This is a genomic window from Amycolatopsis cihanbeyliensis (genome assembly GCF_006715045.1).
In the GTDB taxonomy this organism is placed as follows: Bacteria; Actinomycetota; Actinomycetes; order Mycobacteriales; family Pseudonocardiaceae; genus Amycolatopsis; species Amycolatopsis cihanbeyliensis.
This window is the reverse complement of record NZ_VFML01000002.1, coordinates 270,290-283,213: the sequence shown is the minus strand read 5'-3', so window position 1 is coordinate 283,213 and position 12,924 is coordinate 270,290. Positions and strand designations below refer to the sequence as shown.

Annotated in this window: 13 protein-coding genes; 7 read left to right on the top strand and 6 right to left on the bottom strand. The window is 70.6% G+C overall.

The window, feature by feature from the left end; all coding sequences use genetic code 11:
* Positions 1-36: 36 nt before the first annotated feature.
* The 7 genes from FB471_RS29800 (at position 37) to FB471_RS29775 (ending at position 5,217) form a co-directional block, all read left to right on the top strand.
* A complete protein-coding gene (locus FB471_RS29800) occupies positions 37-1,224 on the top strand; it encodes a winged helix DNA-binding domain-containing protein (protein ID WP_142003047.1) in 1,188 nt (395 codons plus the stop codon).
* Between the two features lie 154 nt (positions 1,225-1,378).
* A complete protein-coding gene (gap, locus tag FB471_RS29795) occupies positions 1,379-2,395 on the top strand; it encodes a type I glyceraldehyde-3-phosphate dehydrogenase (protein WP_142003045.1) in 1,017 nt (338 codons plus the stop codon).
* A 3-nt stretch (positions 2,396-2,398) separates the two neighbouring features.
* A complete protein-coding gene (locus FB471_RS29790) occupies positions 2,399-3,610 on the top strand; it encodes a phosphoglycerate kinase (protein WP_142003043.1) in 1,212 nt (403 codons plus the stop codon).
* Positions 3,610-4,395 carry a triose-phosphate isomerase gene (gene tpiA / locus FB471_RS29785; protein WP_142003041.1) on the top strand — a complete coding sequence of 262 codons (786 nt, stop codon included), beginning with the start codon at positions 3,610-3,612 and terminating at the stop codon, positions 4,393-4,395. The genes FB471_RS29790 and tpiA overlap by 1 nt, the downstream gene beginning before the upstream one ends.
* Positions 4,396-4,451: 56 nt before the next feature.
* Positions 4,452-4,682 carry a preprotein translocase subunit SecG gene (gene secG, locus FB471_RS29780; protein ID WP_142003039.1) on the top strand — a complete coding sequence of 77 codons (231 nt, stop codon included), beginning with the start codon at positions 4,452-4,454 and terminating at the stop codon, positions 4,680-4,682.
* 64 nt (positions 4,683-4,746) lie between these two features.
* Entirely contained in the window at positions 4,747-4,869 is a 123-nt protein-coding gene (locus FB471_RS35585) for a hypothetical protein (RefSeq protein WP_281287455.1), read from the top strand.
* Positions 4,870-4,875: 6 nt separating this feature from the next.
* A complete protein-coding gene (locus FB471_RS29775) occupies positions 4,876-5,217 on the top strand; it encodes an RNA polymerase-binding protein RbpA (protein WP_142003037.1) in 342 nt (113 codons plus the stop codon).
* Between the two features lie 149 nt (positions 5,218-5,366).
* On the opposite strand, the gene FB471_RS29770 is transcribed toward FB471_RS29775, so the two are convergent.
* The 6 genes from FB471_RS29770 to tal all read right to left on the bottom strand — a co-directional run bounded on the left by FB471_RS29770 (position 5,367) and on the right by tal (position 12,923).
* On the bottom strand, positions 5,367-6,584 hold the full coding sequence (locus FB471_RS29770; RefSeq protein WP_142003035.1) for a sensor histidine kinase: 1,218 nt from the start codon (positions 6,582-6,584) through the stop codon (positions 5,367-5,369).
* 315 nt (positions 6,585-6,899) lie between these two features.
* Positions 6,900-7,643, bottom strand: coding sequence for a 6-phosphogluconolactonase (gene pgl, locus FB471_RS29765; RefSeq protein WP_142003033.1), 744 nt, complete (start codon positions 7,641-7,643; stop codon positions 6,900-6,902).
* Positions 7,640-8,641, bottom strand: a complete 1,002-nt coding sequence (gene opcA / locus FB471_RS29760; protein ID WP_142003031.1) for a glucose-6-phosphate dehydrogenase assembly protein OpcA — start codon at positions 8,639-8,641, stop codon at positions 7,640-7,642. The genes pgl and opcA overlap by 4 nt, the downstream gene beginning before the upstream one ends.
* Positions 8,638-10,167 (bottom strand): glucose-6-phosphate dehydrogenase, encoded by a 1,530-nt coding sequence (gene zwf, locus FB471_RS29755; RefSeq protein ID WP_142003029.1) that lies wholly within the window; start codon positions 10,165-10,167, stop codon positions 8,638-8,640. The genes opcA and zwf overlap by 4 nt, the downstream gene beginning before the upstream one ends.
* 3 nt (positions 10,168-10,170) lie before the next feature.
* Entirely contained in the window at positions 10,171-11,799 is a 1,629-nt protein-coding gene (locus FB471_RS29750) for a glucose-6-phosphate isomerase (protein WP_142003027.1), read from the bottom strand.
* Between the two features lie 8 nt (positions 11,800-11,807).
* Positions 11,808-12,923 (bottom strand): transaldolase, encoded by a 1,116-nt coding sequence (gene tal / locus FB471_RS29745; RefSeq protein WP_142003025.1) that lies wholly within the window; start codon positions 12,921-12,923, stop codon positions 11,808-11,810.
* Position 12,924: the final 1 nt, after the last annotated feature.

The following is a 12,924-nucleotide window of genomic DNA, read 5'->3' as shown; positions in this document are numbered from 1 at the left end:
GTACGGCTGTCGGTGCGGGGTGCTAGGAAGGCGTGCGTGACCCGGAGGATGGACGTTCAGCAGCGCAGGGCCCGGCTCGGCGCGCGACACCTGTTGGCCGGTGGCGGGACCGCGGGGCGGCCGGAGGCCGTGGCCGAGGCGATGGTCGCGCTGCATGCGACCGACCCGGCCACGGTGCATCTCGCCGTGGCCGCCCGCTCGGCCGAGCCCGATATCGCGCGCACCGAGCGGGCCCTCTACGAGGAGCGCACGCTGCTGCGGATGCTCGGCATGCGGCGCACCATGTTCGTGGTGCCCACCGGCGTCGCCCCGGTGGTGCAGGCGGGATGCACCGCGGATATCGCGCGCAAGCAGCGAAAACTGCTGGTGCGACACCTCGGTGAGCAGGGCTACCCGGAGAACGTCCCGGAACCGGAGGCCTGGCTCGCCGAGGTGTCCGATGCCACCGAGCGCGCGCTGCTGGCGAGGGGAGCCGCCACGGCGCAGCAACTGGCCGAGGACGAGCCGAGGCTGCGGCAGCGGTTGCTGATGTCGCCGGGCAAGCCCTACGCGGCCACCCCGAACGTCACCAGCAGGGTGCTGTTCCAGCTGGCCGCGGAGGGCCGGATCGTGCGTGGTCGCCCGCGCGGGTCCTGGCTCAGCAGCCAGTACGAGTGGTCGCCCATGGCGGCCTGGTTGCCCGGCGGGCTGGCGGAGCCGGACGAGCACCAGGCCAGGGTCGAGCTGGCCCGCCGCTGGTTGTACGCCTACGGTCCCGCCCGGATCGGCGACCTGCGCTGGTGGACCGGCTGGACGGCGGGCCAGACCGGGAAGGCGCTGGCGGAGATCGGCCCCGCGGAGGTCGACCTGGACGGCACTCCGGGTCTGGTGCTGCCGGACGACCTCGAGCCGGTGGCCACCCCCGCGCCCTGGGTCGCGCTGCTGCCCGAGCTCGATCCGACACCGATGGGCTGGTCCGAGCGTGGCTGGTTCCTCGGCGAGTACGGCCCGCGGCTGTTCGACCGCAACGGCAATATCGGGCCCACGGTCTGGTCGGACGGCCGGATCGTCGGCGGCTGGACCCAGCGCCCCGACGGCGAGGTCGGCTACCGGCTGCTGGAGGACATCGGCGGCGAGGCCGAGGCGGCGGTGGAGGCCAAGGCGGACCGGTTGCGGGAGTGGTTCGGCGAGGTCCGGTTGGTCCCTCGGTTCCGCACGCCGCTGGAGCGCGAGCTGGCATCTTGATCGATTCGCCTGATCTTCGCAGGTAACGCGGATCTCGTCCGGGTCCTGCGGATCGACGCAGGTCGGCACGCTAGGGTTACGGCCGAGGACACTCCAGAGCCCGCATCAAGTGGACCCCGGTACGCCCGGGGCGGACCCGAGGGAGAGCAGAGCAGTGACGGTTCGCGTAGGCGTCAACGGCTTCGGCCGGATCGGCCGCAACTTCTTCAGGGCTGTTCATGCCCTGCGGGTCGGAAGCGGCCACGATATCGAGGTGGTCGCGTTCAACGACCTCGGCAACGTCGCGACCATGGCCCACCTGCTCAAGTACGACAGCGTCCTCGGCCGGCTTTCCGAGGAGGTCAGTACCAACGACGAGGGCATCGTCGTCGGTGGCAAGACCATCAAGGCGCTGGCCGAGCGGGACCCGGCCAAGCTGCCGTGGGGCGACCTCGGCGTGGACGTCGTGGTCGAGTCCACCGGCTTCTTCACCAACGCCGAGGACGCCCGCAAGCACCTCGAGGGCGGCGCCAAGAAGGTCATCATCTCCGCGCCCGCCAAGGGCGAGGACCTCACCGTGGTGCTCGGCGCGAACGACAGCGCCTACGACGGTTCGCAGACGATCATCTCGAACGCCTCCTGCACCACCAACTGCCTCGCGCCGCTGACCAAGGTGCTGCACGACGCGTTCGGCGTGGAGCAGGGCCTGATGACCACCATCCACGCCTACACCGCGGACCAGAACCTGCAGGACGGCCCGCACAAGGACCTGCGCCGCGCCCGCGCCGCGGCGCTGAACATCGTGCCGACCTCGACCGGCGCCGCCAAGGCGATCGGCCTGGTGCTGCCCGAGCTGAACGGCAAGCTGGACGGCTACGCGCTGCGAGTTCCGGTGCCCACCGGCTCCAGCACCGACCTCACCGTCACGCTGTCCAGGAGCGCCTCCGTCGAGGACATCAACGCGGCCTACCGGGCGGCGGCCGACGGCCCGCTCAAGGGCATCCTGCGCTACAGCGAGGAGCCGATCGTCTCGTCCGACATCGTCACCGACCCGGCGTCCTGCATCTACGACGCGCCGCTGACCAAGGTCATCGGCAACCAGGTCAAGGTGGTCGGCTGGTACGACAACGAGTGGGGCTACTCCAGCCGCCTCGCCGACCTGGTCAAGCTCGTCGGCAGCAAGCTGTCCTGAGCGATGGCGGTCACGACACTCGAGGACCTGTTGGGTGCGGGCGTCAAGGGCCGCCACGTGCTGGTGCGGTCCGATCTGAACGTCCCGCTCGACGGGCAGACGATCACCGATGACGGCCGGGTACGCGCGGCGCTCCCGACGATCAGGCGGCTGGCCGAGGCCGGGGCCAAGGTGCTGGTCACCGCCCATCTCGGCAGGCCGAAGGGCGAGCCGGAGCCGAAGTACTCCCTCGCCCCGGTCGCCGCCCGGCTCGGCGAGCTGCTCGGCAGCCCGGTCGAGCTGGCCGGTGACGTGGTCGGCGAGCACGCGAAGGCGCTGGCGGGTTCCCTGGCGGCCGGGCAGGTCGCGTTGCTGGAGAACGTGCGCTTCGACCCGAGGGAGACCAGCAAGGACGCCGCCGAACGGGCCGAGCTGGCCGGTGAGCTCGCCGCGCTGGCCGGGGAGGGCGCCGCGTTCGTGTCCGACGGTTTCGGCGTGGTGCACCGCAAGCAGGCCTCGGTGTACGAGGTGGCGCGGGAACTGCCGGCCTACGCGGGTGGCCTGGTGCTCGCCGAGCTCGAGGTGCTCGGCAGGCTGACCGGGGAACCCGCGCGGCCCTACGCCGTCGTGCTCGGTGGCTCCAAGGTCTCCGACAAGCTCGCGGTGATCGAGGCCCTGCTGCCGAAGGTGGACAAGCTGCTGGTCGGCGGCGGGATGTGCTTCACCTTCCTCGCCGCCAAGGGCTACGGGGTCGGCGGTTCGCTGCTGGAAGCGGAGATGGTCGACACCTGCGAGCGGCTGATCGCCGACGCCGGGGACAAGCTCGTGCTGCCGGTGGACGTGATCGCGGCGGACGCCTTCGCCGCGGACGCGAACACCCGCACCGTGCCGGTGGACGCGATCGAGGAGGGCTGGATGGGCCTGGACATCGGCCCGGACAGCGTGCGCGCTTTCGCCGGCGCGCTGAGCGAGGCCGCGACCGTGTTCTGGAACGGACCGATGGGCGTGTTCGAAATGGCCCTCTTCGCCGAGGGCACCCGGGGCGTGGCCGAGGCCATCGCGGACTCGCCCGCGTTCAGCGTGGTCGGCGGCGGCGACTCGGCCGCCGCGGTGCGGGTGCTCGGCCTGCCCGAGGACGGGTTCTCGCACATCTCCACCGGTGGCGGTGCGTCGCTGGAGTACTTGGAAGGCAAGGAACTGCCCGGGGTGTCCGTGCTGCAGCAGGGGAGTGAGTGATGGCGCGCAAGCCGTTGATCGCCGGCAACTGGAAGATGAACCTCAACCACCTCGAGGCCATCGCGCTGGTGCAGAAGATCGCCTTCTCGCTACCGGAGAAGTACTTCGCCAAGGTGGATGTGGCGGTGCTCCCGCCGTTCACCGACATCCGCAGCGTGCAGACCCTGATCGACGGGGACAAGCTGCTGCTCGGCCACGGCGCCCAGGACCTGTCCCCGCACGACTCCGGGGCCTACACCGGCGATGTGTCCGCCGCGATGCTGGCCAAGCTCGGCTGCAGGTATGTGGTGGTGGGGCACTCGGAGCGGCGCCAGCACCACGAGGAGGGCGACGAGCTGGTCAACAAGAAGGTCCGGGCGGCGCTCAAGCACGAGCTCGCCCCGATCCTCTGCGTGGGCGAACAGCTCGATGTCCGCGAGTCGGGTGAGCACATCGCGCACACCACCGGGCAGCTCGTCGCCGGGCTCAAGGGGCTCAAGGCCGAGCAGGTTCGCGGCACGGTGATCGCCTACGAGCCGGTGTGGGCCATCGGCACCGGCCGGGTGGCGACCCCGGCCGACGCCGAGGAGGTGTGTGCCGCGCTCCGCGCCGCGCTGGTCGAGAAGTACGGCCAGGAGGTCGCCGACGAGGTGCGTGTGCTTTACGGAGGGTCGGTGAAGTCAGGTAACATCGCCGACCTGGTGGCGTGCGACAACGTCGACGGGGCGCTCGTGGGTGGGGCCAGCCTCGACGCCGAGGAGTTCACGAAACTCTGCGCGCTCGCCGCTGGTGGGCCGTTACCCTGATCGTGGCGGTTACCCGGTAGCCTGGGACAACCTGCCGTCGCACTGACGAGGATGAGATGAAGCTGTTCCTGCAGATCCTGTTGATCGCCTCCAGCGTGCTGCTGATCGTGGCTGTGCTGCTGCACCGCGGTCGCGGCGGCGGACTGTCGTCCCTCTTCGGTGGCGGCATGCAGTCGAGCCTCGCCGGCTCGAGCGTCGCCGAGAAGAACCTCGACCGGATCACGTTGCTGCTCGGCGCGGTCTGGTTGATCACCATCATCGGTCTTGGGCTGCTGCTCAAGGTCTAGTGTGCGGGCGTGCCTCATCGGGGGGTGCGCCACCGTTTCCATAAGTGTGAAAACAATGCAAGACGTGATGTCGGAGCAGATGGCGCCCTGCGGATGCGTGTCCCGGCCGAGCCGGGACACGCTGCTGCGGGGCGCCATCGTGCTGGGGAGGCAGCTGCCGATCTCGCGTCTTGACGAGACACTGTGAGGATTCATGGTTGGCGGTAACGCGATTCGGGGCACCAGGGTCGGTGCCGGCCCGTCCGGCGAGTCGGAGCGTGGCGAGTCCGCGCCCCGCCGACGGGTCTCCTACTGGTGCGCCAACGGGCACGAGGCACGGCCCTCGTTCTCCATGGACGCCGAGATTCCCGACGAGTGGGACTGCCCGCGCTGCGGGCTACCCGGCGGGCAGGATGAGCAGAACCCGCCCGAGGCGCCCCGCGTCGAGCCGTACAAGACGCATCTCGCGTACGTGAAGGAGCGGCGCAGTGACGCCGACGGCGAGGCCATCCTGGCCGACGCCCTCGAGCGTCTCCGCCAGCGTCGCGAAGTCTGAGCCACCCGGCTTGAGCTGGCGGCGCTGATCCCGGCTCGGAACCACGGAGCGCGGGCTGTTCGTCCCCCGACTGGTGGCACAGCTCCAGATCCGTCGCGCTGAGGGACCCGTTCCCCGCGTTGTCGTGGGGAACGGGTCACGCGCAGCGGTCAGGCGGAGGAGACGGGGTAGTGAGCCTGGACCCGGAAGCCACCGTCGTCGGTGGGGGCGGTCTCGAAGGTGCCGCCGAGTAGCCGCGCCCGCTCGGCCAGCCCGGACAGCCCGTTGCCGCCGGACGGCAGGCCGCACACCTGCTTGCGGGCCCGGTCGTTGAGCACCTCGATCCGCAGACCGTCCTCCTCACCCAGCACCCGGACCACCGCCTTCGCGCCGGGCGCGTGCTTGTGCACGTTGGTGAGGCATTCCTGGACGGTTCGGTACGCGGCGTTGGACACCTGGGTCGGCAGGCTGTTCGGGACGCTCTCGACGGTCAGTTGCACCGGCACGTCCGCGTTGCGCACCAGCTGCTTCAGCTCGGTGATGCCGGGCTGGGCCTCCTCGTGCTCCACGCCCGAGCGCAACATGCCGACCAGCGCACGCAGTTCCTCGAGGGTGTGAGTACTGAGTTCGCGGATCGTCTTGGCGGTGCGCTGGGCGTCCTCGGTGGAGTTGGCCATCGTCAACGCCCCCGCCTGCATGGCGATCAGGGTGATGTCGTGCGAGACCATGTCGTGCATCTCCCTGGCCAGTCTCGCCCGTTCCTCGGCGCGCACGGCCTGGGCATGCAGTTTCTTCTCCCTGTCCCTGCTGTCGGCGAGCTCTCTGAGCCGTGCCGAGAGCTCGGTCCGTGCCCCGATCAGGAACGCGATCGCCACCGGCATCCCGGCGACGATGACCCCGTAGATGCCGTGGAAGACGTGCTCCTGCCAGCTCTGCGCCAGGAAGTCCTCGGGTGGCCACTGCACGAACCGGCACATCCAGATCAGCGTGGCGCCGACCCACACCTGCCAGTGCATCTGCATGCGGGTGGCCAGCATGCCCAGCGCGATCATGGCCGCCAGCTGGGACCAACCGACCAGGAAGCCGGGAATCGTGGCGAGCAGGACGATGAACGGGAACCAGCGCCGCGCCACCAGCGCCAGGCAGGCGATGCCGGACAGCACCATCGAGTAGGGCTGGGCCTCCGCCGGAATCACCAGCCAGACGTCGAGGACGGCGAGCAGGATCGCGGCCGCATCGAGTCCGAATGAGCGGACCCCGAGGCGCCGGAAGAACGGCGACCGGGATGACTGGTCGGTCAGTGTGGCCGGTCGCCGTGCTCGGTCGGCGGCCCCCGCGCCAGGGCCGCCGACCGAAACTCCCTGGATGAAGAGTCCCTCTGTGGTCATGGCTTGGACCTCTCGTCTTGTGGACGCTTACTGAAGAGAGGTGCTCGTGGCGTGAATGGGACGCGCAGCAACGAACAAATGTGCGGATGCTAAGAGTGCGATTATTCCTATCGGAGGGGTCAAATTGCCGAGCTGAGACACCTGTTCGGGTGATAGTGCGGCACACTGTGCACGAAGCGCAACTACACCACCGCGCGTGTCCGAGGGGTGACGCCGTGCGCGGCAAACTCGCCCACGTGGACGGCCAACTCGCGTGCATGGATGGCAAACACGCGTACGTGGACGGCAAACACGCCGTCTGAGCTGCGGAGATCTCTAGCGGCGGGGTGCGGCGGTGCGATCCAGGAGCCAGCGGGTGCGCCGGCCGCGGGCACCGGCGACCGGGAGCCGTACCTCGTCCGCGCCGGCGAGGGCGAGGGCGACCGCCTCGGCCTTGGCCTCGCCGGTGGTGACCAGCCAGACCTCGCGTGCCCGCCGGATGGCGGGCAGGGTCAGGGAGATCCGGGTGGGTGGGGGCTTCGGTGAGTCACGCACGGCGACCACCGAGCGCTCGCTCTCGTGCACGGCAGGGGAGTCCGGGAAGATCGACGCGGTGTGCCCCTCGCCGCCGAGGCCCAGCAGCAGCACGTCGAAGGCGGGCACGTCCTGCCCCGTACCCGCGGCCTCGGCCAGCACCCTGGCGTAGTCGGCGGCCGCGGCCTCCGGGTCGGCACCGAACTCGCCGTCCGAGGCCGCCATCGCGTGTACCCGGGCCGGATCCACCGGGATGTGGTCGAGCAACGCCCGCCGGGCCTGCTTCTCGTTGCGCTCGTCGTCGTCCGCGGGAAGGAACCGCTCGTCGCCCCAGTACAGGTCCACCCGCGACCAGTCGATCGCGTCCCGTGCGGGGGAGTGGCGCACCTGCTCCAGCACCGCGATGCCGGTGCCGCCGCCGGTCAGCACCACCGAGGCGGTGCCCTGCTCCGCCTGCGCGTCCAGTACGGCGGTGATCAGCCGGGCCGCGCAGGCCGCGGCGAGCAGCTCCGGATCGGCGTGCACGACCACATCGGGATTGCTCACGTGGCGGCCTTCCTGGTCGTTCTCGCCTCGCCCTTGCCTGCCTTGCCGCCGTTGGCGGTGGTGCCGCGCTTGCGGCCGGTACCGCTGGCGAGCTTCTCGAGCCCGTGCAGCGCCGCCTCGTAGACCTCGTCCGGGTCGAGCCTGCGCAGCTCCTCGATCAGGCAGTCCCTGGTGTCCCGGCGCTGCAGCGCGATCCGCCGCGCGGGCTGGCCCGGCTGGGTGAGCCTGCCGACGCGCCCGTCCGGCCGGTGCAGCTCGATCGGCCCGGACCGGCGGTTCAGGCTCACCGACACGATGCCCTGCGCCTCGCTGGTCTTCACCCGCTTGACCGGGGCCTTGAGGTACTCGGCGAGCCAGCCGGCCAGCAGCTCGGTGGACGGCGAGTCCGCCTCGCCGGTCACCGTCGCCCCGGTGACCTTCTCGTAGGGCGGCAGGTCGAGCGCGGAGACCAGCTGCGCGCGCCAGCGGGTCAGCCGGGCCCAGGCGAGGTCGGTGTCCCCGGCCACGTAGGACCTGCCGCGCGCGGTCAGCGTGCGGATGGGGCTCTTCTCCGCGGCCGAGTCGGTGATCCGGCGCTGGGCGATCTGCCCGAGCGGGTCCGTGGCCGGTGCCTTCGGCCCAGCACTGGGCCACCAGGTCACGATCGGCGCGTCCGGCAGCAGCAACGGGATCACCGCGCTCTGCCCCTGACCGGCCAGCGGACCGTACAGCCGCAGCACGATCACCTCGCTGGCACCCGCGTCGCCGCCGACCCGGATCTGCCCGTCGATGCGCGCCGCGGCCGGGCGCGACCCCTTGGCCACCACGATCACCCGGGACGGGTGCTCCCGGCTGGCCTCGTTGGCCGCGTCGACAGCCTCCTCGAGGTGCTCGTCGTCCTCCGCCGCGATGACCAGGGTGAGGACCCTGCCCAGCGCGACGGCTCCGCCGCGTTCGCGCAGCTCGACCAGCTTGTTGTTGACCTGCGAGGTGGTGGTGGACGGCAGGTCGATGATCATGGCCGCCTCCAGTGCCTGCCGCTGCGGGCGAGTAGGTCCTCGGCCGAGGGTGGTCCCCAGGAGCCGGGCTGGTACGACTCGGGCGCACCATGTTCGGCCCAGTGCTCCAGCACCGGGTCGAGGATCCGCCAGGACAGCTCGACCTCGTCGTTCACCGGGAACAGCGAGGGCTCGCCGAGCAGCACGTCCAGGATCAGCCGCTCGTATGCCTCCGGCGAGGACTCGGTGAACGCGTGCCCGTAGCCGAAGTCCATGGTCACGTCCCGGACCTCCATGGTGGTGCCGGGTACCTTCGAGCCGAACCGCAGGGTGACACCCTCGTCCGGTTGCACCCGGATCACCAGCGCGTTCTGCCCGAGCTCCTCGGTGGAGGAGGAGTCGAACGGCAGGTGCGGGGCCCGCTTGAACACCACCGCGATCTCGGTCACCCGCCGGCCCAGCCGCTTGCCGGTGCGCAGGTAGAACGGTACGCCCGCCCAGCGACGGTTCTGTACCTCCAAGGTCACCGCCGCGTAGGTCTCGGTGGTGGAGTCCTTGGCGAAGCCGTCCTCCTGCAGCAGGCCGGGCACCTTGGTGCCGCCCTGCCAGCCGCCCGCGTACTGCCCGCGCGCGGTGGTCTGGTCGAAGGGCTGCAATGCCTTGGTGGCCGCCAGCACCTTGACCTTCTCCGCGCGCAGCGCGTTCGGTTCGAAGGACAGCGGCTCCTCCATCGCCGTGAACGCCAGCAGTTGCAGCAGGTGGTTCTGGATCACGTCCCTGGCCGCGCCGATCCCGTCGTAGTAGCCGGCGCGCCCGCCGAGTCCGATGTCCTCGGCCATGGTGATCTGCACGTGGTCCACGTGGTTGGCGTTCCAGATCGGCTCGAACAACTGGTTGGCGAAGCGCAGCGCCAGGATGTTCTGCACCGTCTCCTTGCCGAGGTAGTGGTCGATCCGGAACACCGACTCCTCGGGGAACACGTCGTTGACGACGTTGTTCAGCTCCTTGGCACTGGCCAGGTCGTGCCCGAACGGCTTCTCGATCACCACCCGGCGCCAGGTGTCGGCGTCGGAGTCGGCGAGGCCGCAGCGGGCCAGTTGCTTGGTCACCACCGGGAAGGCCCACGGCGGGATGGAGAGGTAGAACGCCGTGTTGCCGCCGGTGCCGCGTTCCTCGCCGAGCTCCCGCACGGCCTGCGCGAGACGGTCGAAGGAGTCGTCGTCATCGAAGGTGCCCGGGACGAAACGGATGCCCTCGGCCAGCCGGTTCCACACCGACTCCCGGAAGGTCGTGCGCGCGTGCTCGGCCACCGCGTCGTGCACCATCTCGCCGAAGTCCTGGTGCTCCCACTCCCTGCGGGCGAACCCGACCAGGGAGAACCCCGCGGGCAGCAGCCCACGATGCGCGAGGTCGTAGATCGCGGGCATCAGTTTCTTGCGCGAGAGGTCACCGGTGACGCCGAAGATCACCAGGCTGGAGGGGCCCGCGATCCTCGGCAGCCGCTTGTCCCGCGGGTCCCGGAGCGGGTTGGTCCACTGACGACTCATGTATCACAGTTCCTGAATCGCACGGACGAGTTCGGCCAGTCCCGCCGCCCGGTCGGTGAGGTGCAGGCGGAGCACGGGCCTGCCGTGCTCCAGCAGCACCTGCCCGTCGCCGAGCGCCTGCGCGAGCTGGAGTGTGCCCAAAGTGTACGGGCGGTCGGGAACGTCGAGGTCGTTCTCCACCGCACCGGTGATCTGCAGGAAGATCCCGTTCTGGTGGCCCCCCTTGTGGTACTGCCCGGTCGAGTGCAGGAACCGTGGGCCCCAGCCGAAGGTGGTCTGCAGCCCGGCGCGGCCGGCCAGCTCGGTGCGCAGCAGCGCCGCCGAGGCGTCGTCCAGCCGGTCGAGATAGGCCTGCACCGCGAGGTACCCGCCTTCCGGCGCGGAACCGAGGAACTCGCGCAGCACGGCCGCCAGCCCGTCGTCGCCCGAGGTCCCCGCCGAGGCATACACCTCCACGTGACCAACCACAGTGGACGGAGCCTGCGAACCCCCGAGCGCGCTCGGGTCGTCCAGCAGGGACCGCGCGGCCTTCTTCGCGGCCTCCACATCGGGCTGGTCGAACGGGTTGATCCCGAGCAGCCTGCCGGCGATCGCGGTGGCGTACTCCCAGAGCAGGAACTGCCCACCGAGCGGGCCGCGGGTGCTCACCCTGGCGGCACCGAGCATCGGCCCGATCGCCACCGGTAGCGCGTCCGGGCCCGCATCATCGAACCCGGGGGCGTTCGGCCCCCCGACCACCACCGGCAGCAGCCCGGTGCCCTGCTTGCCGGTGGACTCCGCGATCAGCTGCTCAGCCCAGTCGCCGAAGCCGGTCAGCGTGCTCGCGCTGCCCGCGTCGGTAGTGGTCAGCACCACCTTCTCCGCGCCGGCGTCGTGTGCCGCGGCCAGCGAGGCGGCCAGCTTCAGCGCGGGATTGTCGTCCACATCGGCCGATACCATGTCGCTGGCGCTCGCGGCCTGGTCCAGCAGCCTGGCCACGTCCGCGCCCGCCAGCCCCGCCGGCACCAGCCCGAACGCGGTCAGCGCCGAGTAGCGGCCGCCCACGTTCGGGTCGGCGAGGAACACCCTGCGGTATCCCTCGGACTCGGCGAGCTCGGCCAGCGGTGAGCCGGGGTCGGTCACCACCACGATCCGGGACGCCGCGTCCATGCCTGCCTCGGTGAAGGCCGCGGCGAAGATCCGCCGGTGGCTGTCGGTCTCCACGGTGCCGCCGGACTTGGAGGACACCACCAGCACCGTGCGGTCCAGGTCGCCGGCCAGCGCGTCGGCCACCTGGCCGGGGTCGGTGGTGTCCAGCACGGTCAGCGGCACGCCCTCGGCCGCGGTGATCACCTCGGGCGCCAGCGAGGAGCCACCCATCCCGGCCAGCACCACCCGGTCCACACCCTCGGACCGGAGCTCCTCACGCAACGCCTCGATCTCGCCGATCAGCGGGCGTGAGGTCTTGTACAGCGTGGTCCAGGCCAGCCGGATGGCGGCCTCGGACTCGGCGTCCGGGCCCCACAGCGTGGGATCCTGTGCCGCGAGCCTGCTCGCCACCCGCTCCTCGACGAGCTTGTCCACCAGGTCGGCGACGGTCTCGCCGGGGACGACCTCGCCGACCGCGACCGCGAGCATTGTGGAGTCCGCCATCCGCCTCGTCAGCTCCTTGCCTTGTCGAGCTGCCCGGAGACCGTGTCCAGCAGCTCGGTCCACGACTTCTCGAACTTCTGCACGCCTTCGTTCTCCAGTACGCGGAACACGTCCGCCACGTTCACCCCGATCACCTCCAGCCGGTCGAACACCGCCCTGGCCCGTTCCTCGGTTCCGGTGACGGTGTCCCCTGTGATCTCGGCGTGGTCGGCCGCCGCCTCCAGGGTCTGCTCCGGCATGGTGTTCACCGTGCCGGCGACCACCAGCCGATCCACATAGCGGGTGTCGGAGTACTCCGGGCTCTTCACCCCGGTGGAGGCCCACAGCGGGCGCTGCGGGTTGGCGCCGTGCTCCGCCAGCGCCTTCCACCGGTCGGTGGCGAACATCTCCAGGTAGGTGGCGTAGGCGAGCTGTGCGTTCGCGATCGCCGCCTCGCCGAGCATGGCCTTCGCCTCGCCGGATCCGATCTCCGCCAGCCGCTTGTCCACCTCGGAGTCCACCCTGGACACGAAGAAGGAGGCGACCGAGTGGATGCCGGAAAGGTCGTGCCCGTTCGCCTTGGCCTGCTCGAGGCCGGCGAAGAAGGCCTCGATCACCGCGCGGTAGCGGTCGGTGGAGAAGATCAGCGTGACGTTGACGCTGATGCCCTCGGCCAGGGTGCGGGTGATCGCCGGCAGCCCCTGCTCGGTGGCCGGGATCTTGATCAGCACGTTCGGCCGGTCCACTGTCTTCCACAGATCCTGCGCCTCGGCGACAGTCCTGTCCGTCTCCTTGGCCAGCCGCGGGTCCACCTCGATGGACACCCGGCCGTCCACGCCGCCGGTGTCCCGGTAGACCTCGCGGAACAGGTCGGCCGCGTTGCGCACGTCGGTGGTGGTCAGTTCGCGCACCGCAGCGTCCACATCCGCGCCGCGCCCGGCCAGCTCGGCGACCTGCTCGTCGTAGGCCGCGCCCGCGGAGAGCGCGCCCGCGAAGATCGTCGGGTTGGTGGTGACGCCGACGACGTGCTTGTCCCGGATGAGCTCGGCGAGATTGCCGGTGTTCAACCGTTCCCTGGACAGGTCGTCGAGCCAGACCGACACCCCGGCCTCGGAAAGCTGGGCGAGCCTATCGGTGGTGCTCATC

Coding starts and splice junctions, on each gene's coding strand:
- tpiA (WP_142003041.1), top strand. CDS start 3,610: ATGGCGCGCAAGCCGTTGATCGCCGGCAACTGGAAGATGAACCTCAAC.
- zwf (WP_142003029.1), bottom strand. CDS start 10,167: ATGAGTCGTCAGTGGACCAACCCGCTCCGGGACCCGCGGGACAAGCGG.
- FB471_RS29750 (WP_142003027.1), bottom strand. CDS start 11,799: ATGGCGGACTCCACAATGCTCGCGGTCGCGGTCGGCGAGGTCGTCCCC.
- FB471_RS29770 (WP_142003035.1), bottom strand. CDS start 6,584: ATGACCACAGAGGGACTCTTCATCCAGGGAGTTTCGGTCGGCGGCCCT.
- tal (WP_142003025.1), bottom strand. CDS start 12,923: ATGAGCACCACCGATAGGCTCGCCCAGCTTTCCGAGGCCGGGGTGTCG.
- secG (WP_142003039.1), top strand. CDS start 4,452: ATGAAGCTGTTCCTGCAGATCCTGTTGATCGCCTCCAGCGTGCTGCTG.
- FB471_RS29790 (WP_142003043.1), top strand. CDS start 2,399: ATGGCGGTCACGACACTCGAGGACCTGTTGGGTGCGGGCGTCAAGGGC.
- FB471_RS29775 (WP_142003037.1), top strand. CDS start 4,876: ATGGTTGGCGGTAACGCGATTCGGGGCACCAGGGTCGGTGCCGGCCCG.
- opcA (WP_142003031.1), bottom strand. CDS start 8,641: ATGATCATCGACCTGCCGTCCACCACCACCTCGCAGGTCAACAACAAG.